At 40.6% G+C, this 24,037-nt stretch carries 19 protein-coding genes; 13 read left to right on the top strand and 6 right to left on the bottom strand.

Features of this window, described 5'->3' with window-relative positions; translation table 11 throughout:
- Positions 1-76 precede the first annotated feature (76 nt).
- Positions 77-967: a TraB/GumN family protein gene (locus SANK73390_RS18040; RefSeq protein WP_462767796.1), complete on the bottom strand. Its 891-nt coding sequence runs from the start codon at positions 965-967 to the stop codon at positions 77-79.
- Positions 968-1,475: 508 nt separating this feature from the next.
- Here SANK73390_RS18040 and ilvG point away from each other — a divergent pair.
- From ilvG to can, 8 genes are all read left to right on the top strand, one after another.
- On the top strand, positions 1,476-3,125 hold the full coding sequence (gene ilvG, locus SANK73390_RS18035) for an acetolactate synthase 2 catalytic subunit (protein WP_462767795.1): 1,650 nt from the start codon (positions 1,476-1,478) through the stop codon (positions 3,123-3,125).
- Entirely contained in the window at positions 3,122-3,364 is a 243-nt protein-coding gene (gene ilvM, locus SANK73390_RS18030; RefSeq protein ID WP_261594106.1) for an acetolactate synthase 2 small subunit, read from the top strand. The genes ilvG and ilvM overlap by 4 nt, the downstream gene beginning before the upstream one ends.
- A 38-nt stretch (positions 3,365-3,402) precedes the next feature.
- Positions 3,403-4,326 carry a branched-chain amino acid transaminase gene (locus tag SANK73390_RS18025; RefSeq protein WP_261594105.1) on the top strand — a complete coding sequence of 308 codons (924 nt, stop codon included), beginning with the start codon at positions 3,403-3,405 and terminating at the stop codon, positions 4,324-4,326.
- Between the two features lie 94 nt (positions 4,327-4,420).
- Positions 4,421-6,277, top strand: coding sequence for a dihydroxy-acid dehydratase (gene ilvD, locus SANK73390_RS18020; protein WP_462767794.1), 1,857 nt, complete (start codon positions 4,421-4,423; stop codon positions 6,275-6,277).
- A gap of 2 nt (positions 6,278-6,279) precedes the next feature.
- Positions 6,280-7,821: a threonine ammonia-lyase, biosynthetic gene (gene ilvA, locus SANK73390_RS18015; protein ID WP_462767793.1), complete on the top strand. Its 1,542-nt coding sequence runs from the start codon at positions 6,280-6,282 to the stop codon at positions 7,819-7,821.
- A gap of 64 nt (positions 7,822-7,885) precedes the next feature.
- The gene (locus SANK73390_RS18010) at positions 7,886-8,971 is read left to right on the top strand and encodes an ABC transporter substrate-binding protein (protein WP_462767792.1); all 1,086 of its coding nucleotides are present in this window, start codon (positions 7,886-7,888) and stop codon (positions 8,969-8,971) included.
- A 33-nt stretch (positions 8,972-9,004) separates the two neighbouring features.
- Positions 9,005-10,222 carry a methyltransferase gene (locus SANK73390_RS18005; protein WP_462767791.1) on the top strand — a complete coding sequence of 406 codons (1,218 nt, stop codon included), beginning with the start codon at positions 9,005-9,007 and terminating at the stop codon, positions 10,220-10,222.
- On the top strand, positions 10,194-10,847 hold the full coding sequence (gene can / locus SANK73390_RS18000) for a carbonate dehydratase (RefSeq protein ID WP_462767790.1): 654 nt from the start codon (positions 10,194-10,196) through the stop codon (positions 10,845-10,847). Before SANK73390_RS18005 ends, can begins: the two co-directional genes overlap by 29 nt.
- A 6-nt stretch (positions 10,848-10,853) precedes the next feature.
- On the opposite strand, the gene ubiK is transcribed toward can, so the two are convergent.
- Positions 10,854-11,117 (bottom strand): ubiquinone biosynthesis accessory factor UbiK, encoded by a 264-nt coding sequence (gene ubiK / locus SANK73390_RS17995; RefSeq protein WP_261594099.1) that lies wholly within the window; start codon positions 11,115-11,117, stop codon positions 10,854-10,856.
- Positions 11,118-11,235: 118 nt separating this feature from the next.
- Between ubiK and rep the strand changes: the two genes are divergently transcribed.
- Positions 11,236-13,251: a DNA helicase Rep gene (gene rep / locus SANK73390_RS17990; protein ID WP_462767789.1), complete on the top strand. Its 2,016-nt coding sequence runs from the start codon at positions 11,236-11,238 to the stop codon at positions 13,249-13,251.
- Here the strand turns inward: rep and SANK73390_RS17985 are convergent.
- The 3 genes from SANK73390_RS17985 to elbB form a co-directional block, all read right to left on the bottom strand.
- Positions 13,240-15,813 (bottom strand): diguanylate cyclase domain-containing protein, encoded by a 2,574-nt coding sequence (locus SANK73390_RS17985; RefSeq protein WP_462767788.1) that lies wholly within the window; start codon positions 15,811-15,813, stop codon positions 13,240-13,242. The two genes, rep and SANK73390_RS17985, sit on opposite strands and share 12 nt — an antisense overlap.
- A 160-nt stretch (positions 15,814-15,973) precedes the next feature.
- Complete coding sequence (locus SANK73390_RS17980) at positions 15,974-16,366, bottom strand: c-type cytochrome (RefSeq protein WP_462767787.1); 393 nt, start codon at positions 16,364-16,366, stop codon at positions 15,974-15,976.
- Between the two features lie 163 nt (positions 16,367-16,529).
- Complete coding sequence (gene elbB, locus SANK73390_RS17975; RefSeq protein WP_462767786.1) at positions 16,530-17,180, bottom strand: isoprenoid biosynthesis glyoxalase ElbB; 651 nt, start codon at positions 17,178-17,180, stop codon at positions 16,530-16,532.
- A gap of 535 nt (positions 17,181-17,715) precedes the next feature.
- Between elbB and polA the strand changes: the two genes are divergently transcribed.
- The 3 genes from polA to SANK73390_RS17960 all read left to right on the top strand — a co-directional run bounded on the left by polA (position 17,716) and on the right by SANK73390_RS17960 (position 21,922).
- Positions 17,716-20,481 (top strand): DNA polymerase I, encoded by a 2,766-nt coding sequence (gene polA / locus SANK73390_RS17970; protein ID WP_462767785.1) that lies wholly within the window; start codon positions 17,716-17,718, stop codon positions 20,479-20,481.
- A 351-nt stretch (positions 20,482-20,832) separates the two neighbouring features.
- Positions 20,833-21,405: a YceI family protein gene (locus tag SANK73390_RS17965; protein ID WP_462767784.1), complete on the top strand. Its 573-nt coding sequence runs from the start codon at positions 20,833-20,835 to the stop codon at positions 21,403-21,405.
- Positions 21,389-21,922 carry a DUF1285 domain-containing protein gene (locus tag SANK73390_RS17960; protein WP_462767783.1) on the top strand — a complete coding sequence of 178 codons (534 nt, stop codon included), beginning with the start codon at positions 21,389-21,391 and terminating at the stop codon, positions 21,920-21,922. Before SANK73390_RS17965 ends, SANK73390_RS17960 begins: the two co-directional genes overlap by 17 nt.
- A gap of 15 nt (positions 21,923-21,937) precedes the next feature.
- On the opposite strand, the gene yihA is transcribed toward SANK73390_RS17960, so the two are convergent.
- Complete coding sequence (yihA, locus tag SANK73390_RS17955) at positions 21,938-22,585, bottom strand: ribosome biogenesis GTP-binding protein YihA/YsxC (protein WP_462767782.1); 648 nt, start codon at positions 22,583-22,585, stop codon at positions 21,938-21,940.
- A 311-nt stretch (positions 22,586-22,896) separates the two neighbouring features.
- Between yihA and SANK73390_RS17950 the strand changes: the two genes are divergently transcribed.
- Positions 22,897-23,529, top strand: coding sequence for a c-type cytochrome (locus tag SANK73390_RS17950; protein ID WP_261594090.1), 633 nt, complete (start codon positions 22,897-22,899; stop codon positions 23,527-23,529).
- Positions 23,530-24,037: the final 508 nt, after the last annotated feature.

The raw sequence follows: 24,037 nt of genomic DNA, 5'->3' as shown, positions 1-24,037 counted from the left end.
TATGCAGTAATAGCGGGCTATTACAAATGAAAGCAACGCCGAGAGTGAGAAAAATAGCTTTATTGGGCAAATTCGCTTATCCAGAGCTGAGGTTAGTTACCTTAAAACCTGCTTTTTTAAACTGGTTTATTAAACCATATTGCTCTGGTAAGTGTAGTGCACCAACGGCAATGAATAGGGATTGTTGTGTTAGCAGCGGAGTGAGTGTTTGTACCCATTGATTGTTGCGGCTAGTTAACATTACTTGCTCTGAAAATTGACCATATTTAGAGTCATCAAAACTTAATTGATAGTAATGAGATAGCTTGTCCATATCTCCTGTTTTCCAAGCAGTTACTAAGTCAACAAAATAGAACTCAATGTCATTTAAGTGCTTAAAGGTTTCATTAAACATCTCGTTATTTAACGCTTCTAAAGCGCTGAGCATGGTGAGTTGTTGCTCGAGCGTTTCAAGCCCAAGTACTTGTTTATGCTTTTTTGAGGCGTAAGCGAGTACTTGTTTATCAATGCCGTATTGTTCACTGAACCCTAATTTTTGATATTCAAGTTGCAGTAAAGTGATCATAACAGCCCATGGTCGGTGAGAGCTAAAGTGAGTAATATTAATTCCCACTTGGGCAAAATAGTTTTTTAGTTTTTGGTAGTTCTCAAGACTTATCATATCAGCGAGTGTTTTACCCTTTGGTAGCTGCATATATGAATTTGATACTTTTTGGACCTGCATAGGCGAAAGCGCCTCAATATCAACTTCAACAACCACTTTTTCGCTGGCTTCAATCGCTTGCATGACGTTTTTTGGTAGTGCCTTCATATCTGGTGTACCGACATGAACAGTACCAAATAAATAAGAGGTGATACCATTTTTTTCGAGTTTAAATAACGCTGGGTTGGCATTAGAAAATTGGCTAAACAAACAAGCAATAAAAATTATGCTAGCAACACTTACGCGTAATAAAAGCAAGTACATAACAATCCTTAATAGGTGAAGAGCCCTATTTTAAGCACATAAGTGAATATTTCATAAAAACTCATGTCACTTTTTTTGAAATTAGCTCTGTTGAAAAATGAGCTTATACAATTAATTATTAAATGATTTTTGATAAATGTGAATTTTATTTTCAATAAAGCGGCCTTTACTGGTTTTTTAATTTTATTTTTAGTTTATTACATTTAAATTAAGCATAGATTTTAAGGTTGACTTAAAGTTACTCGCGGGTTACTAATAGAAAAAGGAATAGGGCGAGTGCACAATGACACTCCCTTAATAAAAAATTTATTTGGTGATACAAGCAATGCTAAAAACAGCACTTACTCTAGTCGTGATTATCAACGTGGTGATTATTATTACCGCGGGGGCCTGCTAGTGCTGTAAGAAAAGTATTAGTGAAAGCCCCCCGCACTGAAAAGTTCGGGGGGCTTTTTCGTTTTAGAGTCAAAATTTAACTAACAGCAAGCAATTGGCAATGGGGATGACAATGACAGGCGCACAACTATTAATCGATTTATTAGCCAAGCAGGGCATCAAAGAGGTATTTGGCTACCCAGGTGGCGCTATAATGCCAATTTATGATGCGTTGTACGGTGCGCCAGTTAAGCATTACCTAACACGGCATGAACAGGGAGCTGGCTTTGCGGCTGTAGGGTATGCTCGTAGTACAGGCAATCTAGGGGTTTGTTTTGCGACTTCAGGGCCAGGAGCGACAAACCTTGTTACTGCATTGGCTGATGCGATGATGGATTCAGTGCCATTACTAGCTATTACCGGTCAGGTGCCTACAGCGGCTATCGGTTCCGATGCTTTTCAAGAAATCGATGTACTTGGTATGTCGTTATCATGCACCAAACATAGTTATATGGTTGAGCGAGCTGAAGATTTAGCAGAGGTATTGCAAGAAGCTATGCACCTTGCACAATCAGGGCGGCCGGGGCCTGTATTAGTTGATATTCCTAAAGATATTCAGTTGGCTCAGGTGCCATTTCACCCTTGGTTAGCGCAAGATGAGGCTGCGCTTACAGTCTTGTCGAGTGAAGTGCAAAAGGCCGAAGTATTGTTATCGCAAGCTAAGCGCCCAGTGGCGTACGTTGGTGGCGGCGTGCAAAATGCGGATGCTCAAAATGAATTGATGCAATTTTTAAATAAAACCCAAATGCCAGCTGTTTCTACTTTAAAAGCATTAGGCAGCGTGTTACCAGATTATGAATATGAACTGGGTATGCTGGGCATGCATGGTGGTCAGGCCGCAAACATCGCAGTACAAGAATGTGATTTACTGGTGTGTATCGGTGCTCGATTTGATGACCGTGTTACTGGTAACTTAGCTAAATTTGCCTCTAAAGCGAATGTAATTCATTTAGACATAGACCCAGCTGAAGTAGGTAAACGCAAACCTGCACAAGCGTCTTTGATTGCAGACTTAAAGCAATCTATTCCACAGCTGAGCTGTTTTGTCACCGATAGTGAATGGCTTAATACAATTAAAGAGTTGAAAGTAAAACACGCGTGGCGTTATGACTACCCAGGTGAGCATGTATTTGCCCCTTATTTATTGAATCAACTTAGTTTAAAAATGCCTAATACTAGCGTGGTATGTTGTGATGTTGGCCAGCATCAGATGTGGGTTGCACAACATATGAAATTTAGCCATCCAACAAACCACTTAAGTAGTGGTGGCGCAGGTACCATGGGGTTTGGTTTGCCTGCAGCGATCGGTGCACAAATCGCAAGGCCCAATGACATGGTTGTGACTGTATCTGGAGATGGGTCGATCATGATGAATATTCAAGAGTTGGCAACTATTCGCCGTAACAATTTACCAGTCAAAATCGTGATTATAGATAATCAGCGTTTGGGTATGGTTCGTCAGTGGCAGCAATTGTTTTTTGAAGGGCGTTATAGTGAAACAAACCTATCTGATAACCCTGATTTTGTGGCATTAGCTGCGGTATTTGGTATTCCAGGACAAACCATTACCCGTGCCGATGAAGTTGATGAGGCAGTTGATGCTTTAGTGAGTTCACAAGGTCCTTATATTTTACATGCCTGTATTGATGATAAAGAAAACGTATGGCCTCTGGTTCCACCAGGTGCTGCAAATGATGAAATGATGACGGAGAAAGCACAATGAAACATCAATTAACAGTTGCTGTTAAAAACCAAGCCATCGCGGTAGAGCGTTTTTTAAGAGTTGCCCGTCATCGAGGTTTTCGTTTAACGCATATGGAACTTGAAGGTAAAGATGAGTTGTTTCATGTCAAAATGACAGTCGACAGTGACAAGCCTATCTATCTATTAACGTCACAACTGAGTAAGCTTGTGGAAGTGCAACATGTGAATTTGCACACGCTACAGCAACAGGCAATTTAAGAAATTAATTTAATAAAGAATAATCAAGGTATTACATAATGACAAAAACATCGGAACTGATTTGGCACAATGGCGACATGATCCCGTATGAGCAAGCGACAACGCATATTCTAAGCCATGCATTACACTATGGCAGCTCTGTGTTTGAAGGCGTGCGTGCTTATGAAACAGCAAAGGGTCCTGCCATCTTCCGTTTAAAAGATCATATAAAGCGTTTATTTGACTCGGCAAAAATCTATCGTATGGAAATCCCGTTTACTGAAGCCCAACTTATGCAGGCTTGCAAAGACGCAGTAAAAGCTAATGGTTTTACTAATGCGTATTTACGTCCTTTTGCTTTTTTAGGCAATGTTGGGTTGGGTGTTCATCCAAAGTCACATAAAGCAGATGTTAGCGTTGCGGCGATGGAATGGGGCACTTATCTAGGAGATGGAAGCTTGGAGCAAGGTGTTGATGCGTGTATTTCATCGTGGACACGTTTAGCGCCAAACACGATGCCTACAGGGGCAAAAGCAGGTGGTAACTATTTATCATCACAGCTCATCACAGCCGAAGCAAAACGCCACGGTTATGTTGAAGGCATTGCTTTGGATGTAAACGGCTACTTAAGCGAAGGCGCGGGTGAAAATCTATTTGTAATTAAAAATGGCGTGCTGTTTACGCCACCAACAACAGCTTGCATTTTACCAGGCTTAACGCGTGACACTATTATGAAGCTAGCGCGTGAACGTGGTTATGAGGTGCGCGAAGAGTCTATTGCACGTGAAGCATTATACTTAGCTGATGAGTTCTTTATGACAGGGACGGCTGCTGAAGTGACACCTGTTCGAAGTGTTGATCAAATTCAAATTGGCGATGGTAAGCGTGGACCTATCACGCAAGAGTTACAGCAAGCCTATTTTGATTTGGTTAAGGGCCAAAGCGAAGACAGCAATGGCTGGTTAGATTACATAAACGATTAATAAACAACTGCAGGCTACCTGAAGGTGGCCTATTTCGGGAATGAGGAAAGCCGCTGCAACCAAAAGCTGCATCGCAAATTATAAGGTGAACATTATGGCTAAGTTAAGAAGTAAGACAACCACAGAAGGTAGACAACAAGCAGGTGCAAGAGCCCTGTGGCGTGCAACAGGTATGACTGATAGTGACTTTGAGAAACCGATCATCGCTGTTGTTAACTCTTACACTCAATTTGTACCAGGTCATGTGCACTTAAATCAGCTTAGCGAACTTATGGCTGAAACGATCCGCGATGCCGGCGGCGTGCCTCGAGAGTTTAATACCATTGCTATTGATGATGGTATTGCGATGGGGCATGGTGGCATGTTGTACTCATTACCGTCAAGGGATCTCATTGCTGATTCTGTTGAATATATGGTTAATGCACATTGTGCCGATGCGATGGTGTGTATCTCTAACTGCGATAAAATTACCCCTGGGATGTTACTTGCTGCGCTGCGTTTAAATATTCCTGTGATATTTGTATCTGGTGGCCCAATGGAAGCGGGTAAAACCCGTTTAGCTGATATTGATATAAAATTAGACCTAGTTGATGCGATGGTTAAAGGCGCAGACCCTTCAGTAAGCGATGAAGAGTCTGAGCAAGTTGAGCGCTCCGCGTGTCCGACTTGCGGGTCTTGTTCAGGTATGTTTACCGCAAATTCAATGAATTGTTTGTTAGAAGCGCTGGGACTGGCATTGCCTGGTAATGGCACTACGCTTGCAACACACAAAGACAGACATCAGCTGTATGTTGCGGCGGGCAAACGTATTTTGGCATTGTGTGATGAGTATTATCGTAAAGATAATGAGTCTGCTTTACCTAGAAATATAGCCAATCAGGCTGCATTTACTAATGCAATGACATTAGATATTGCTATGGGTGGCTCATCAAATACAGTTCTTCATTTGTTAGCAGCAGCTCAAGAAGGTGGGGTTGACTTTGATATGGACGATATTGATCGCCTGTCTCGTAATACGCCATTTTTATGTAAAGTGGCACCTGCAACGCAACAATATCATATCGAAGATGTACACCGTGCGGGTGGTATCATGGCGCTGCTCAATGAACTTGCAAAGGGTGGCCGACTCGATTTAAATGCAGGCCATGTTGCGGGAGGCACTTTAGGCGAGGTAATAACACGTTGGGATGCAGCAGACAGCAACAATGAAAAAGCGCAGAAATTTTATCGTGCCGGGCCAGCTGGAATCCGTACAACTAAGGCAATGAGTCAAGAATGCCGATGGGATGAATTAGATTTAGACCGTGAAAATGGGTGCATTCGAAGCATTGAACATGCTTTTCGCCAAGATGGTGGTTTAGCTGTCTTGTCGGGAAATCTAACACCTGATGGATGTATTGTAAAAAGTGCCGGTGTTGTTGATGAAATGCTTGATTTTACTGGTCCAGCAGTTGTGTTTGAGTCACAAGATGACGCGGTTGAAGGCATTTTAAATGGCCGTGTTAAAAAGGGTGATGTGGTTGTTATACGCTATGAAGGGCCTAAAGGTGGTCCTGGTATGCAAGAGATGCTATATCCAACAAGTTACTTAAAGTCGATGGGGTTGGATAAAGACTGCGCCCTGCTTACTGATGGTCGCTTTTCTGGTGGTACGTCGGGGTTATCCATTGGCCATGCTTCACCCGAAGCTGGCAGTGGTGGTGCATTAGCATTAGTAGAAGATGGTGACTTAATACACATTGATATTCCTAATCGTGGTATCCATTTACTCATTGATGATGCACAAATGAGTGACCGTCATGCTAAGCAAGAAGCCAGAGGAAAAGACGCATATAAGCCACTAGATAGGCAGCGAGTTGTTACACCTGCGCTTAAAGCTTATGCCTTGTTGGCAACCAGTGCAGATAAAGGCGCTGTACGTGATCTTGCAAAGCTAGAGGAGCTTAGTTAGTTATGGTGTCGCAAGAGTTAGATTATTTTCGCGCCATAATACAGGCTGATATATCACCACTTGCCAAAATAACTGAAGTGAGCGAAATGAAAGGGCTGTCGGAACACTTAGGGCAAAATATATGGCTTAAGCGCGAGGATCAACAGCCTGTATATTCGTTTAAGTTACGTGGTGCTTATAATAAGTTACGCCAATTACCTAAAGGCAGTCTGGTGATCACCGCATCGGCAGGTAATCATGCGCAGGGGGTGGCATTAAGTGCCGCACATCTTGGGCACCGGGCTATTATTGTAATGCCTGTCACAACACCAGAGATAAAAGTGAGCTCAGTACGAAATTTTGGTGGAGAAGTGGTGTTACATGGTCACAATTTTGATGCAGCTAAAGCGCATGCATTTGAATTAACACAGCAGCATAACGCAGTATTTATTCCTCCATTTGATGATAAAGACGTCATTGTTGGTCAAGGGACGGTTGCCAGAGAACTAATGCAACAACTTAACGAACTTGATGCGGTGTTTATTCCGGTAGGAGGAGGAGGTTTGTTAGCGGGTATGGCTGTGTATATCAAATCACTTCGACCCGATATTCAAGTTATTGGTGTTGAAGCACAGGAAAGTGCCTGCTTGCAAGCAGCACTAGATGCAGGCGAACCAGTAGAGTTAGAGCAGGTTGGTGGGTTTGCTGATGGCGTTGCCGTAAAAATCATTGGCTCAGAAACTTTTCGCTTAGCACAAAAGTTTTGTGATCAGGTTGTTACGGTTAGCAGCGATGAAATATGCGCTGCAGTACAGGATATCTTTGTAGAAACTCGTGCTATTGCTGAGCCCTCTGGGGCTTTATCATTGGCGGGCTTAAAAAAATGGAGCCAACAAGCAAAGCGAACAGGTCTTAATGTTGCTGCTATTTTATCGGGCGCTAACCTGAATTTCGATAGGCTACGCTATATTGCTGAGCGCACAGCGCTGGGTGCCAAAAATGAAGCGCTTTTTGGTGTGACCATCCCAGAAGAAAAAGGTAGCTTTAAATGTTTTTGTCAGTCTTTGGGGGGGCGTGCCATAACTGAATTTAATTATCGTTATGCAGGTCAAGGTGATGCACAAATTTTTGTTGGCGTAGGCTTACGTGGTGGGCAAATTGAGTTAGATGAGTTGAAAGAGCAGCTATACAAAAATGGTTATACGTTTGAAGATTTTTCAGATAATGAACTAGCCAAATTGCATCTGCGCTATATGGTTGGCGGCAAACCACCTGTAGCAGTGCAAGAGCGTTTGCTACGCTTTGATTTTCCAGAGTATCCTGGGGCGCTTGCGAGATTTTTAGACACTTTGGGTAGTGAATGGAATATTACTCTATTTCATTATCGTAACCACGGTGCGGCTGAAGGTAATGTACTTGCTGCATTTGATATACCCAGTCATGATGCTGTGCGCTTTGATAGTCACTTAGCGCAATTGGGTTATCACTATTGTGAAGAAACACATAACCCATGTTTTGCGCAATATTTGCAAGCACCTATAACTGAGCAGCGTCACGCGAGTTAATTTGCAATTGCTGTTTGCTTTTCTATAGTTATGATTAATCACTCATAACGATGCAAGGAAGAGCATGCGCATTGTTGCGACTCTAATGATATTGGTAACAAGTAGCTTTGCTTATGCAACAGAAAGTGTCGTGTTGCAGCTCAAATGGACCCATCAGTTTCAATTTGCGGGCTATTACATGGCAAAAGAAAAAGGGTTTTATGAGCAAGCAGGGTTAGACGTAACTATTTTACCCGCAGACTCTAGTAATCCTGACACGCAATTTAAAGTGCTTGCTGGCCAAGCTCATTTTGGTGTGACGCACTCCGCTATTTTACAATCTAGAATGCAGGGTAAGCCTGTGGTAGCACTCGCAGCTATTTTACAGTCATCCCCTTATTGTTGGATGGTCAAAGAAGATTCTGACATTTATACACCTAAGGATTTCAAAGGAAAGCGTATTAGCTATTTAGGTAAAGCTGAGAATGCGGAGCTAATGGTGATGCTACAACAAGCGGGAGTTGATATAACGAAACTACCACTGTATTCAGGCTTATCGCCATTGCGAGACTTTCGTAAAGGTTTATATGATGCACTACAGGTGTATGTAACAAATGAGCCCTTTGAAATGCGACAAGCGGGTGTTGCGACTCGACAGATTTGCCCAAAGCAGTATGGCGTTAACGTGTATGGTGATATTTTGTTTACCAGTGAAAATACTCTTTCGCAAAAACCAGATATGGTTGAACATTTTCGTTCAGCGAGTTTAATGGGATGGCGATATGCAATGCTAAATATGAATGAGAGCATTGACGTTATTCGTAGTAAATATAACCCAGATAAAAGTAAAGCACAGCTTGCTTATGAGGCTGATACGCTACGGCCATTTATTACCCAGGCTGGGATCCCCATTGGTAGTATGTCTGAGAATCGCTGGCATTGGATTGCCCAGCTTTATGGTTATACATTCGATAAACAGCAAATTCCATTAGGTGATTTTGTTTATCACCCTAAAAATATTGAAGATTCTTATCAATGGTCGTGGATGTTAATTACAGCATCTATTTTGACTTTGCTATGTGTACCCCTTTACTTACATTTAATTTTCTCTCGTCATTTAAAGTACCGTATTATGCAATCAACACAACAGCATGAAAAAAAGGTAGAATAGCATTTTTCCCTAGTGTGCCTTACTCTGTTGAACATGCCGTTATTGAACCGATTTAATCACCTTGATGCCGTATTGACGCAAACCAAAGCTTATTGGCAGTTAGTTGCTTTTGAAGCCCGATGTTTGCCATGGAGTGATACGTTGAATGAGTGGTTAATGTCACTCAGTGATGAGCAAGTTACGGAACTTGATAATACTCCAGCAAAGTTGCTCCAAGCACTACAGCACTATATTCCACAATTACAAGAACTTGAGTTGCTATTAAAGCTCCCTTTTGACAAGCCAAATTCTGATACACTGCCATTTTGGTTGAGCAATGGCATTAAAGGCAGAAAACTATTACAGCTACAAGACTTTGTTGGTCACATTGATGAGCTGCATTTTCCCATCTTAGAGTGGTGTGCTGGCAAAGGACATTTAGGCCGTATTCTCGCTTTTAATGGCGCACCGCATGTGCACAGCATTGAATTACAACCAGCCTTGTGTGAACAAGGCCAATACAGTGCTAAACAGCAAAATTTGTCGATGTCGTTTAGTTGTGCTGATGTACTAAAAGATGACACGCAAGCTTACTTTGAACAGCAACAACATGCTGTGGCTTTGCATGCATGTGGTCGCTTACATCAAGTGTTTATGATTCAAGCGGTGAAAGCAGGCTGTGAAAAAATCAGCTTATCGCCTTGCTGTTATCATTTGTTTACTGATGTTCAATACCAAGCAATGAGTGATGCCGGGAAAAACAGTACATTAGCATTACAGCACAGCGATATGAAACTTGCCTTGCAAGAAACTGTTACAGCACCTGAGCGAATTGCCAAAGTTAGACGCAAAGAGGTGACTTGGCGTTTAGGGTTTGATGCATTACACAGAGATGTCACGGGAGTGGATGAATACATTAGTGTGCCTTCGGTTAATAAAGCTATTTTTTCACAATCGTTTGAACAATTTTGTGGCTGGGCAGCTGCGCAAAAAGGGATCACACTCCCCGTTAATTGTGATTATGACCGCTATTTACATCAAGGGCAGCAGCGAAAAAGAATCACAGATAGAATAGAGCTAGTTCGGCATGCATTTCGACGTGCTATTGAAATTTGGCTGGTTCTTGATAGGGCTTTATATTTACAGGCATATGGGTATGATGTTGTTCTTCGTGAATTTTGTGATAAACAGCTAACGCCGAGGAATATTTTGATCCAAGCGACGGCCAACCAAAGGAAGACACATGTGCTCGCTAGATCACCTGTTAGATAATAATCAGCAATGGGCTAAACGTACCCAACAACGTGACCCCGAGTTTTTTAAAAAACTATCGGGTCAGCAAAACCCAGACTACTTGTGGATCGGGTGTTCTGATTCTCGCGTGCCAGCCAATGAAATCGTTGATTTGATGCCAGGAGAGTTATTTGTTCACCGAAATGTGGCCAATGTAGTTGTGCATACTGATCATAACTGTTTATCTGTTATGCAATATGCTGTGGAAGTACTTAAAGTCGAACACATTATGGTTGTTGGGCATTATGGGTGTGGCGGTGTGCAAGCGGTATTAGATGAAGCTAGGTTGGGCCTAATCGACAATTGGTTACGTCATGTTGCTGATGTTAAAGAAAAACATCAAGCAATGTTGTCATCAATTGAGAAAAAAGCACGGTGTGCTGCGCTGTGTGAGCTGAATGTTATCGATCAAGTTCGTAATGTATGCTTAACCAATGTGGTGCAGGATGCATGGGCACGTAATCAAGTATTGACGATTCATGGTTGGGTATATGGTTTAGAGGATGGCTTATTGCACGAAGTACAAGCACAAACCTCACTACCAGAGCATATCAATGCGGGATACACTCAGGCAGTTGAGCAGGTAGCAAAACGCTATTTGTAGCGTATATTACTCTGTGTCTTCGGCTTGTTCTAATTTTGCCTCAAGAGCTGCTACTTTGGCTTCTAACTCGGCAAGTTTTTCGCGAGTACGAATAAGTACTTTACTCTGAATATCAAACTCTTCACGGCTGACAAAATCCATTTCAGTTAATTTGTTTTGGATCACCTGCTTGGTTTTTGCTTCAAACGTGTCTGCTAAGTTTTTGACACCTTGCGGCATGTTACTTGATATCTGTTTAGCGATTTCTTCTATCTTTGCTGGATTAATCATTTCAGATCCCTTTATCAAATGTGCTTGTATTCATATTAGCAAATGCTTTGTCTAGCGCCTAGGCGTGCAGTACGCTTTGAGTTAAAATATCATTTTGGTAGTACAGCAGACCCAAATAATGAAACTTAATCCCAAACAAGATGAAGCAGTAAAGTATATTAGTGGCCCTTGCTTAGTGTTAGCCGGTGCAGGTTCAGGCAAAACACGTGTAATCACCAATAAAATAGCCTACCTAGTGCAGCAATGTGAATACCAAGCTAAAAATATTGCGGCTGTTACATTTACCAATAAAGCAGCCAAAGAAATGCGTGAGCGTGTGGCACAAACACTGGGCAAACAAGAGTCAAAAGGGTTATGGGTATCGACATTTCATACTCTAGGCTTGGAGATAATTAAAAAAGAGCTAAAAACCTTAGGCTATAAAACCAATTTTTCATTATTAGATGACCAAGATACCAACCAATTACTCAGTGAGTTGACAGAAGCAGAACTTGAAAAAGACAAAGATTTACTGAATCTGTTGAAAATGCAAATTGGTAATTGGAAAAATGAACTTATATTGCCACAGCAGGCGGTCGCTCAAGCCCGAGAGCCACAAAAAGTACTGTTTGCTCAACTTTATGCGCGCTATCAAACTCAGTTGCGTGCCTATAATGCTTTTGATTTTGATGACTTAATTATGGTGCCAACTCTACTTTTATCACAAAATGCAGCGGTGAGAGAGCGTTGGCAGGCCCGTTTTCGTTATTTGCTGGTGGATGAGTATCAAGACACCAATACAAGTCAATATCAGTTAGTTAAATTACTAGTTGGTGAACGTGCGCGCTTTACGGTTGTAGGTGATGATGATCAATCAATTTACTCATGGCGTGGCGCTAAGCCACAAAACCTAGTACTACTTTCTAAGGATTTTCCCGGCTTACGCTTGATTAAGCTTGAACAAAACTATCGAAGTGCTAAGCGTATTTTAAAAGCAGCCAATATTTTGATTGCCAACAATCCACATGAATTTGAAAAGCAACTTTTTAGCGAGTTGGAAAATGGTGACCCAATCCGTGTGATTGCAACACGAGATGAAGAGCATGAAGCGGAGCGAGTCGTTGCAGAAATTATTTCTCATAAGTTTATGAAGCGCACTAGCTATCGAGATTATGCCATTTTATATCGTGGAAACCATCAAGCTCGAGTGTTTGAAAAGTCACTTATGAGTAACCGAATTCCTTATAAAATAAGTGGAGGTATGTCGTTTTTTTCCCGTAGTGAAATTAAAGATATGATGGCTTATTTGCGTATTTTGGTAAATCAAGATGATGACAATGCATTCTTGCGCATCGTCAACACTCCCAGACGAGAAATTGGGCCGGTTACTTTAGAAAAATTGGGCAGCTTAGCCAATGAAAAGCATATTAGCTTATTTGAAGCATGTTTTGACTCGCAACTAGCTCAACGCCTTACTGGTAGAGGGTTTAATGCATTAATGGGGTTTGCGCGTTGGGTTGTTGAACTTTCCGACAGAGCGTTGCGTGGAGACACCCTTGAAGCGGTTAAAGATATGGTACGTGAGACAAACTATGAAGCGTATTTATATGAATCCTCTCCCAGTGCTAAAGCGGCTGAAATGCGGATGAAAAATGTCTCAGAGCTGTATCGCTGGATCACCGACATGCTAACGGGAGATGTAGATAACCCAGCAATGACATTACCTGAGGTGGTGAGCAAATTAGCTTTAAGAGATATGTTAGAGCGCAATGAAGAAGAAGACGACTCGGACGCAGTGCAGTTATTAACGTTACATGCCTCTAAAGGTCTAGAATATCCGCATGTATTTATGGTTGGGATGGAAGAAGGTTTTTTACCGCATCAAACCAGTATTGATGAAGATAATGTGGAAGAAGAACGTCGGTTAGCTTATGTTGGAGTGACTCGTGCACAGCAAACGCTGACATTAACACATGCCAAAAATCGACGTCAATTTGGAGAGGTTGCCACGCCTGAAATAAGTCGCTTTGTACAAGAGTTGCCTCAAGATGACTTAAGTTACGAAGGACAGAAAAAAACTGTAGCCTCGCAATCTGAGCGTATGGAAAAAGGACAAGCAAGAGTGGCAAACTTAAGAGCAATGCTAAAAAGATAATGTTTCTTGACTTGCACTGCTAAGTTGACGCGATGAAAGTGCAGGTTCATGACCTATGGTGTGTTGTTTGCCAAAAAATAGCTCAATACCATGGTTTTCTAATAAGCCTCTAAAGTTCAGTATAGCAGGGCCTTTAGCAATAACTTGTGTTTGTTTTAACTTAGTTACTGCGAGTATCCCCTGAAGTTGTAAGTCATAGTTTTGTTGCTGTAACACGCGTTTGCTAAAGGTAGAACTAAGTAGTACATATTTAAAATCAAATTGGGTTAACATGGCTAAATCACAGCGATCTTTAGCAAAGTCATTTAGCCCGACAAATACGCCCTTATCTGCAAGCGTTTGCAAATTTTCAAGTTGCTGACCCGACGCATGGCGTAACTCTACTTCGCCAAATAATAAACATAACGGTTGTTTAGCACTTTTAAGTAATCGACATAACGGGCTAAATGCATGGTTGTCTAATATCGTTAACGAGCATGAAAACAATAGACTTTGTGATTGAGCATTACCAATGTGAATTACTTGCTGGATTAATTGCAATTCAATTTCTAATTGTTCTGCTTTTTCAGCGGTAAACTTTTTTAAAGTATCAAAGCTGGTACTTCCAAGTACGGGGTGTTCTCCAAATGCATCTAACAGGCTGATTGTTTTCGGCTCGTCAGTCATAGATATAACTTCTGTACGCCTAAAGTGCGTAGGTAGCGCACTTAAGTGATGATGTTCTATATGTTTATTATGCGTAGTACCGGCAGTAAGTAAAGGGTGGTAAAACTCATAACGACCACGCCCTGCATTTTTTGCATAATACATAGCGGCATCAGCATCGCGGATGATTTCATCAATATTATGGTAGCGTTTATTGCTATAGGTAATACCAATACTTGCGCCACTTTGTACACAAGTACCTTTCATACAAAAGGGTTGTTGCATCACTTTGATAATACGTTTGGCAACATCTTCAGCTTGTTGTTTATCACTCAAATGATCGAGCAACACAACAAATTCGTCACCGGCTAGGCGTGCTAAAAGGTCATGCTCTCTAATACAATCTGAAAATGCTTTACTCACCCAAATTAAGAACTGATCACCAGCTTGGTGACCAAGTTGGTCATTAATGGCTTTAAACTTATCTAAATCAATAAATAGAACCGCAAAGTGATGTTCTGGGTGACGTTGATATTTATGCAGTGTTTTTTCAAGTTGGGTCAAGAATAGACTACGATTTGGCAAGCTTGTAAGTGGGTCGTGATGCGCATCATGATAAAGCTGTTGTTCTATTTTTTTACGCTCTTCAATTTGCATTTGTAGATGCAAATTGGTCTGTTGTAGCGCTTTGGTTTTTTCTGCAACACGATGCTCTAGCTGTTGGTGACTGCTTTTTAAAGCTTGATTAGCGAGATGTGTTTGTAATACTGATGCGATTTGATTAGATACAAATGAAATCAACTCAACATCATCATAATCAAACTCATATTTGTGATCATATGCCTGACAGGCGATCAGTCCAATAACCCCATTCGCCGTTTTAAGTGGTGCTCCCATCCAACTCGTTGCCAGTTGTATTTTATTATAGTCTTTGGAGCGCTCTACTGTACCTTGTGAAATCAATGTGTTAGCACGACAGATATCAATGAGCTGGCTTTGCTCTGTACTAATCACTAATTCACTGTAGCCTTTTGCAAATGGCCGAGGCTTATATTGTGTGACCTCATCAACACTATAAGGAAAACTCAACCAACCTGCGTGTTTGTCATATAATGCAATATATAAGTTATCGGCAAAGGTAATTGAGCGAATGATGTGATGGACTTGTTGGTATACATCGTCAATGTCGTTAAATTGCGTTGCTAATTCAGAAATTTTAAATAAAATTTGTTGCCGCTCTAGCGCCTTTTTACGTTGTTCAATTTCTTTGTTTAATGCTTCGTTACTTTGCATTAATGCACGAGTACGAATTTTTACTTCAGATTCGAGAAGCTCACGTTTTTTTACTCGTTCTATTGCCGTGGCAAGGTATAGAGACATCACCTCTAGCAATTCGATTTGCTGCTCGCTATATCCTTGTTCTACCTGATAACTTTGTGACACCATTACGCCGATAATGATGCTATCTCGGTATATAGGCACACCTACCCAATGTTCAGCCTGACTGCCCAATGCTTTGAAACTTCCTTTTTGGGTTTGTTCCAGCATACTCTCTTTGGTGAGATAAATTGTATTTCCGGTGCGAAATACATGACCTGTTACTCCTTCAGAAAAATGGCTTTTTTCATTAAGAGGGACAGCGATTCCGTCTTTCTCATCAACAAAATAAGAGAGCTCTAATGCTTGAGTAAATTGATTTTGTAAAACCACATAAAAACTGCGGCTAGGCAGGTATTGTACCAAAATGTCATGAATTGCAGGATAAAGTAAAGTCAGCTCAGCAACCGTACTTGCACGCTCTGATAGTAAAATTAGAGCATGTTGTAAGTGGTTGTTCTGTTTATGCTTTTTTAGTAAAAACTTAAGGCGCTTGTTGTTGCGTTCTAGTTTTCGAAGCAAAGAAGAGGGATCTTCCAATGATTAAACCCGTCGTTATTATTATTTGCTTAATTATTACTCGTATATTTTCACTTTTCTTGTCAGGGGTCAAGTGCAATATCAAAGGCTTTAGCTGAGGTTTTTTAAAGTTATGAATTAAATTGAAGGAGAATAAAGTACCTCCTCCAATTTATAATGATTACTTCGATGTCATAAAATCGATTGCCGCAGAAATTTCGTCATCTGAACAATCCATACAGGTACCACGAGGTGGCATCGCATTGAAACCATTGATGGCATGATCAAGCAGTACATCACTGCCTTTGGCCATTCTGATAGCCCAATCATCAGTACTTTTTGGGGCACCTAGTGCGCCAGTACCGTGACATGCAAAACATGAAGCTTGATATACTTGCTCACCTGAACGAGGCCCAGTTGGCACCGCTTCGGCTACGCTATCTGCGCCAGCTAAATAAACGTCGCCAACGGGTGCGATGCGTTTTTGGATTGCTTCTTCAGTTAAAGCATTGTCATAAGGCTGCGCCACTGCGGCCGTTGATAGCAATAAAAGTGCTGCCGAAAGTTTTTTCATTTGTCTAGCTCACTTCATTTGGACGTGATCATTCACGATAAGATGACGGAATTTCTAGCGATTATAACGCTACCGAGTAATTTATAAAACTAATCTTGCTTATATTAAAGATAAAAATACCAATTTATTGCGTTAGCACAAACTCTTGGATTGTATTTTTAGCTTATGTCATTTCAACGAGCGCTGTTAGGGCCTTGTGAATACCCACTGATGCCTCACTAATCGACTCGGCCAGCATATAAGCAGGTGTACTTATTACTTTGTGTGTGCTGTCGAGCACAATATCTTCAACAGTACATTCAACATGTTGGGCGCCTAGTTGGTTGATTGCAGCTGCTGTTTGTTCATCGTTACCAATACTTGCAAGTGTACCATGTGGATGAATATGTCCAATTAGCGCAGGTGCAATGCACAGATAGGCAATAGGCTTTTGCTGCTGTACAAATGCTTGGCAAGCATGTTTTAGTTGATCAAGAATCTGTGATTTTGCGCCTTCAAAAGCAAAGTTACTGAGGTTTTTAGCAACACCAAATCCTCCAGGCAGTACTAGCGCGTCAAAATCATTACAGTTTAGTTGTGATAGCTCTTTAATATTACCACGCGCAATCCGAGCTGACTCCTCTAAAACATTTCTCTGTTGTTGTAGTTCTTCACCAGTTAAATGGTTGATAACATGGTGCTGTTGAATATTAGGGGCAAAGCATTGGTAACTAGCACCTAGCTGCTCTAAGTGCAACATAGTAAGCACAGACTCATGGATCTCTGCGCCATCAAACACGCCGCAGCCACTTAAGATTATTGCGATTTTTTTCATGTAAAATTCCTCGTGTACTTTGTGATTCGCAATTTATCATAACCTATCTTAAAGCATTGCTCATTTTGAGTATTAAAAGCCTTTTATTTGAACAAAATTTATACCTCAAAGATCAACACGGCCAAGCTTTGACAGGCTTATACTTTATTGTAATGAGACCAAGATAAAAATATTATAAAGGATCTTATTTGATCTTTGATCAAATATGTTAGTATACCCGTCCACTCAAAAAAGAGCGCTTGATTTTTGTACAGAGTGTTCTAGTCTTTGAGGGCAAGAAAATGTTTTTCCACATTTTGCACTTTAAATAACAATAAATAAGATAGCTTTTTTCTTTTTATTATCAGTGGTTTATTTTTTACTGTGTTCATTTTAAATAATGTTCGCTGCGATAGAGTGTGTTTATCTACAAAGTTATCCACAAGTTGTTCGGTGTAAGAAGTATAAGCTGCGTTATTATTATCTCTCGTTTTATCTGCGCCCTTATGGCATGCTTATGTCGTTTTTTTAAAGCTCACTTAGGATCCCCTTTATTATGTCTTTGATCCCCGAAAACCCTTTGATTTTGGTCGATGGTTCTTCTTATTTGTTTCGCGCCTATCATTCGCCACCGCACCTGACTAATTCAAAAGGAGAAGCTACAGGTGCAATTTATGGTGTGATCAACATGCTTAAGAGTTTATTAAAGCAGTATCAGCCAAGTCATATGGTCGTTGTCTTTGATGCAAAAGGGCCAACTTTTAGAAATGAAATGTACAGTGAGTACAAAGCTCACCGTCCGCCGATGCCTGATGACTTGCGAACTCAAATCAAACCGATCCACGATATTATTGAAGCAATGGGTTTGCCTTTAGTCAGTATTAGTGGTGTTGAGGCTGACGATGTTATTGGTACCTTTGCACGAATTGCGTCTGAGCAAAAACGACATGTTCTGATCAGTACGGGCGATAAAGATATGGCGCAGCTGGTGAATGAGCATGTGACTTTAATTAATACGATGACAAATACCGTTTTAAACCCACAAGGTGTGGTAGATAAGTTTGGTATTGGCCCTGAACTTATTATTGATTATCTGGCATTGATGGGTGATAAAGTTGATAACATACCCGGCGTACCTGGTGTTGGTGAGAAAACAGCATTAGCGATGCTACAAGGTCTAGGGTCTATTAAATCATTGTACGAGAACCTTGATCAAGTTGCTCCTCTAGGCTTTCGCGGCTCTAAAACTATGGCCAAAAAGTTACAAGAGCACAAAGAGCAATTAGAGCTATCTTATGAGCTTGCCACCATAAAGCTGGATGTTGAAGTTGAGCAAGACCTAGAGCGATTTGCCATATCGACTATAGACAAAGATAAATTAATCGAATTATATGCTGAGTGCGAATTTAAACGTTGGTTAAGTGAGCTGTTAGATGGCACTGCATCTAGTAAAAAGCCAGACATTACAGATGTTGAAAGTACTGGTAGTGCGCCAATAGTTGAACAGCTTAAAACTCATTATGAAACTATTTTAACGGTTGAGCAGTTAGATCAATGGTTGGAAAAGCTGCAATCTGCACCGTTGATTGCATTTGATACTGAAACCACTAGTTTGGATTATATGCAGGCTGATTTAGTTGGAGTGAGTTTTGCTGTAAAACCTGGAGAGGCTGCATATTTACCAATTGCCCATGATTATGTGGGAGCACCTGAACAGTTGTCAAAAGAGTTTGTATTTGAAAAATTAAGCTCTTTGTTAGCAGATGATAACGTTAAAAAAGTAGGGCAGAATTTAAAGTATGATAAGAGTGTACTTGCGCGTGCTGGGTTAGAACTCAAAGGGATTGCTTTTGATACTATGCTTGAGTCTTATGTGTTTAATAGTGTGGGTACACGCCATGATATGGACTCTTTAGCGCTTAAGTTTTTAGGCCATAAAAATATTAGTTTTGAAGAAATAGCTGGTAAAGGTAAGTCACAGCTAACCTTCAACCAAATAGAGCTTGAAAAGGCAGCGCCTTATGCTGCAGAAGATGCTGACATTACGCTACGTTTACATCAACACCTTTGGCCGTTACTCCAGCAGCACAATGAGTTGCTAAGCGTATTTAACGATATTGAATTACCTCTATTATCTATATTATCGGAAATAGAACGAACAGGGGTAAAAATTGACTCTGCTATGTTAGCGCAACAAAGTATTGAGTTAAGCGAACGTTTAGAGCAAATCGAAAAAGAAGCGTTTGAACTGGCTGGAGAAGAATTTAATTTAAGCTCACCTAAGCAGCTTCAAGCAATTTTGTTTGATAAGCAGGGTCTACCTGTTATTAAAAAAACACCAAAAGGTGCGCCATCAACTGCAGAAGAAGTTCTGCAAGAGTTGGCACATGATTATCCTTTACCTAAGTTGATAATTGAGCATCGGGGTTTGGCAAAGTTGAAGTCAACATATACTGATAAGTTACCAAAGCTTGTTAACCCAAATACAGGCCGTGTACACACTTCCTATCATCAGGCGGTGACTGCAACTGGGCGACTTAGCTCAAGTGATCCAAACCTGCAAAATATTCCAATCAGAAATGAAGCTGGGCGTCGTATCCGCCAAGCATTTGTTGCTGACGAAGGTAAGTTAATTTTGGCAGCAGACTACAGCCAGATTGAGCTGCGCATTATGGCACACCTTTCTCAAGATGAAGGGTTATTAAATGCCTTTGCTCAAGGAAAGGATGTACACAGTGCAACTGCGTCTGAAGTTTTTTCTGTAGCACTTGAAGAGGTCACATCAGACATGCGCCGTAAAGCTAAAGCAGTTAACTTTGGTTTGATTTATGGCATGAGTGCATTTGGCTTATCTCGTCAGTTAGATATTCCACGTCATGAAGCGCAGCATTATATGGATAAGTATTTTGAGCGTTTTCCTGGTGTACTTGAGTATATGGAACGTACTCGAGAAAATGCCGCTGACAAAGGATACGTAGAGACGCTATTTGGACGTAGGTTACATTTGCCAGATATTAATGCACGCAATGGAGCACGTCGTAAAGCCGCAGAGCGAGCCGCTATCAATGCACCAATGCAAGGAACAGCCGCTGATATTATAAAAAAAGCGATGTTAACGGTGAATGATTGGCTGCATACCCAATCACAGGATGATATTAAATTATTGATGCAGGTGCATGATGAACTAGTATTTGAAGTTGCCAAAGATAAAGTGGCGCAGTTTAGTGAAAAAATCTGTGACCTAATGAGTGCAGCAGCTTCACTTGATGTACCGTTATTGGTAGAAGCCGATCATGGTGAAAACTGGGACCAAGCCCATTAATGACAAATTAATATATTTATTAAAGGGCGTGCAGTGTCCTTCTTTATAGGCTATGAGAAAATAAAATGTAAATAGGGGCAATGAGATGTTTAAAAAACATCAAATTGGCCTAATTTTTGCTTTGTGGTGTTTATTTCTATCTAGGGTTTTGTTAAAGTGCGCGCGTCCTCATCCTGTAGGACATCCTGTTGATGATGTATCTCTCGCAAGAGGATACAACGTATTGATAGCTTCTCCCCAGATTGCTATAACGGCCCGCATTTTTAGTGGGCCGTGTTTTTCTCTCATTCCTATGTTTGTGTAAAAAATGCGTGTTAATATGCGAGCCTCATTATTTCAAAGGATTTCGTCATGCTTAAACCCTTTTTACTTTGCGCTAGTTTACTCTCTTTTTCGGCTTTTGCTGATTGGCAATTGGATAATAGCCAAAGTGACCTAAGTATCACTTCTATCAAACAAAATAGCATTGCTGAAAATCATCACTTTACTCAATTAAATGGCACACTTTCTGATGATGGTCAGCTTAGTTTTTCGATTGATTTAAAAAGTATCGAAACGTTGATCCCTATCCGAAATCAACGTATGCAAGCGCTCTTGTTTAATGTTGCAAATTTTCCGAAGGCAATAGTTAAAGCAGACCTTTCATCGTACTTAAATAAACTAACTAATGGTACTCAAGTAATTAAATCTGTACCGGTTAAATTGTCGCTGCATGGCCATGAGCAAATACTTAAAGTTGACTTGGTTGTTAATAAAAAAAGCCAACAATTACAAGTAACGCCGTTACGTGTTGTATTGGTTCGCGCGAGTGATTTTAATCTTGTTGCTGGGATTGAGTCACTGAGAAAAGTTGCTGGGTTAGACAGTATAGCTACGACTGTACCTGTGACATTTAGTTTGGTATTTAATGAGCAAGTTAACTGACTCGATAGCTCAGTTAGCCACTGAGCTTGTCACACCACATGCCCCGACTGAAAAATGGACGGGGCAAGTTTGCGGTATGATTGATATGTATATTGATGAGCAAGGGCGTTGGTTTCACCAAGGCGGAGAAATAAAGCGGCTTGGGTTATTGAAGTTATTTGCTAGTGTGCTTAGTTGTGAGCAAAATCGGCATTGGTTGACTACACCGACTGAGCGTTGTGAAATGCGTGTGATAGACGTTGCATTCTTAATTGACAGTTGGTACAGCCAATTTGTAGCAGGTGAAAAGGTTTTAGTTGCGGTCGATAATTTAGGCAGGAATTGGCCCATATACAAACAGTTTCCATTGAAGTTAAGGCGCTTTCACGATGTGAAGTTACCTTATCTGAGTTTAGGAAATGGCTTACAAGCACGTATATCAAGGAATGTTTATTATCAATGGATAGAAGAGCTTGCTGAGCAAGACGAACAAGGGGTCTATATTTGCTCAGCAGGTATAAAGTTTTATTTAACTTAGCTATAACGCGTCTTGTTACAGGTCAACATTGTCATTTTCAAGTGTGTCTGGTTTAACAAATGGACCTAAATACCAATCATCGAGTTTCCAAGCCAACTCATTTAAACCAATGCCTTTCAATGATGAAAATGCATGCACTGTAATATCTGCATTTAGCTCCGCTAGCGCTTTGCGCACTTGGAGTACTTCTGCCTTACGCTTGCCTTGTTTTAGTTTATCTGCCTTAGTCAGAAGAGCTAATATTGGAATTTCACTATCAACAGCCCAATTAATTAAATCCATATCAAGGTCTTTAAGAGGGTGGCGGATATCCATCAATACGACTAAACCTTTAAGGCTTTTTCTTTTTTGTAGATATTCGCCCAGTGAGCGTTGCCATTTCTTTTTCATTTCGATAGGAACTTTGGCAAAACCATAGCCGGGAAGGTCGATTAATCTTTTTTCTTCGTCGAGTTCAAAGGTATTGATTAATTGTGTTCGACCAGGTGTTTTACTGGTACGAGCTAGTTTTTGATCTGTTAGGGTGTTTAAGGCACTCGATTTACCAGCATTAGAACGACCAGCAAAAGCAACCTCTATACCTTCATCAGCAGGTAATTTAGAAATATCTGGGGCACTGGTGATAAAGCTTGCAGTATGGTATTTAATACGAGATTTGAGCACTGGCTCTCCTAACAATAAGACAAATGGTTAAAACAAGCGTAGTTTATAACACTTCATGGCATTGCAAAAGCAAGCATTGCTTTATCTTAGCGCTTGAAAAATTGATTTTTATGGGTACTAGCACTTAATCTATGTCAAAACCCCATAATTTATAAGCCTAATATGGGCAGAAAACGTGCCAGAAAATTTAATATCGTGTAGAATGTAAAAATTGCAACGTAAAGATACAGATCGTCAACTCAAGTTACGCTAAAAATTTATGATGCAGTGTCTTGAGATAAATATTACAGGGTCGAAACAGAGAATTTACCATGAAAAAAATAGCATTAACTTTAACAGTGTTGCTTGGTACGTTGTCAGCAAGCAACGCAACAGCATTTGATGGCGACGCAGAAGCGGGTAAAGTAAAGTCTGCAACTTGTGCAGCATGTCACGGCCCGGATGGCAACGCACCTGTAACGATATACCCTAAAATTGCAGGTCAGCATGCTGATTACATTTATAAGCAATTAAAAGAATTTAAACTTGGTATGACTTCAGGTGGTAGTGAAGGTCGTATGGATCCAGTGATGAGTGCGATGGCAATGCCATTATCTGATCAGGATATGAAAGACGTAGCGGCTTACTTCTCTACATTGAACATGAGTGCAGGTACAACTCCCGAAGATGTTGTTGAAGTGGGGCAGAAATTATTTAGAGCTGGAGACGCTGAGCGTGGTATTCCATCTTGTGCAGCATGTCACGGACCTCGTGGCAATGGTACATCATTAGCTCAATTTCCAAAGATTTCGTTTCAGCACCCTGAATATATCAAGTCTCAGCTTGAAAAGTTTCGTGATGGCACACGTGCAAATGACTTAAACGGTATGATGCAGGATATTGCGAAAAAGCTCACAGATAAAGATATCGAAGTACTGTCAAAATATATCGGTGGCTTACACTAAAGTCTGATAGGCAGTTTGTTCAGAAGACTATAAACTCATCACATTGAGCAAAAAGGCAGCGCAAGCTGCCTTTTTTGATCCTAGAGGTTTGTTACGAGATCCCCCTTTATTTTTGTGAGACATTTGCCATAGCATTTTGTAAGATTTTTCCTATTTTTGTTTTTTTGGAATTGTAAGTAATTGTAATACGTGTATTTACATTGTTTTCATTAAAGAATTTAAGTGAAAATTACTATTAACCAGTTGTAACTATTTCATTAAGGCGTAGATTAACTGGTGTCGCCAAGACAACATAACAAAATGGACATTTCGCGATGGAAGCGTAGGTGACAAGCTTAGTACTAATTTTGGTGCTTACTATTATGGAAATAACAATAAAGTGTCAGGATTGACCGAAAATAATAAAAGCCTCATGGAAGTTTTATAATAAAAACAATATGGAAAGGCTCATGGAAGTTATAATAAAAACAAAATGGATAACAGCATAATAAAAATAATAATGACTTAA

The organism is Pseudoalteromonas sp. SANK 73390 (genome assembly GCF_054966645.1).
This window is presented reverse-complemented; position numbering and strand designations above follow the sequence as displayed.

Bases quoted from the DNA above. Each gene is read 5' to 3' on its own strand.
- rep (WP_462767789.1), top strand. From the start codon at position 11,236: ATGAAACTTAATCCCAAACAAGATGAAGCAGTAAAGTATATTAGTGGC.
- polA (WP_462767785.1), top strand. From the start codon at position 17,716: ATGTCTTTGATCCCCGAAAACCCTTTGATTTTGGTCGATGGTTCTTCT.
- ilvD (WP_462767794.1), top strand. From the start codon at position 4,421: ATGGCTAAGTTAAGAAGTAAGACAACCACAGAAGGTAGACAACAAGCA.
- SANK73390_RS17950 (WP_261594090.1), top strand. From the start codon at position 22,897: ATGAAAAAAATAGCATTAACTTTAACAGTGTTGCTTGGTACGTTGTCA.
- ilvG (WP_462767795.1), top strand. From the start codon at position 1,476: ATGACAGGCGCACAACTATTAATCGATTTATTAGCCAAGCAGGGCATC.
- SANK73390_RS18010 (WP_462767792.1), top strand. From the start codon at position 7,886: ATGCGCATTGTTGCGACTCTAATGATATTGGTAACAAGTAGCTTTGCT.
- ilvM (WP_261594106.1), top strand. From the start codon at position 3,122: ATGAAACATCAATTAACAGTTGCTGTTAAAAACCAAGCCATCGCGGTA.
- SANK73390_RS18005 (WP_462767791.1), top strand. From the start codon at position 9,005: ATGCCGTTATTGAACCGATTTAATCACCTTGATGCCGTATTGACGCAA.
- SANK73390_RS17980 (WP_462767787.1), bottom strand. From the start codon at position 16,366: ATGAAAAAACTTTCGGCAGCACTTTTATTGCTATCAACGGCCGCAGTG.
- can (WP_462767790.1), top strand. From the start codon at position 10,194: ATGTGCTCGCTAGATCACCTGTTAGATAATAATCAGCAATGGGCTAAA.
- SANK73390_RS17965 (WP_462767784.1), top strand. From the start codon at position 20,833: ATGCTTAAACCCTTTTTACTTTGCGCTAGTTTACTCTCTTTTTCGGCT.
- SANK73390_RS18040 (WP_462767796.1), bottom strand. From the start codon at position 967: ATGTACTTGCTTTTATTACGCGTAAGTGTTGCTAGCATAATTTTTATT.
- ilvA (WP_462767793.1), top strand. From the start codon at position 6,280: ATGGTGTCGCAAGAGTTAGATTATTTTCGCGCCATAATACAGGCTGAT.
- elbB (WP_462767786.1), bottom strand. From the start codon at position 17,180: ATGAAAAAAATCGCAATAATCTTAAGTGGCTGCGGCGTGTTTGATGGC.
- SANK73390_RS18025 (WP_261594105.1), top strand. From the start codon at position 3,403: ATGACAAAAACATCGGAACTGATTTGGCACAATGGCGACATGATCCCG.
- ubiK (WP_261594099.1), bottom strand. From the start codon at position 11,117: ATGATTAATCCAGCAAAGATAGAAGAAATCGCTAAACAGATATCAAGT.
- SANK73390_RS17960 (WP_462767783.1), top strand. From the start codon at position 21,389: ATGAGCAAGTTAACTGACTCGATAGCTCAGTTAGCCACTGAGCTTGTC.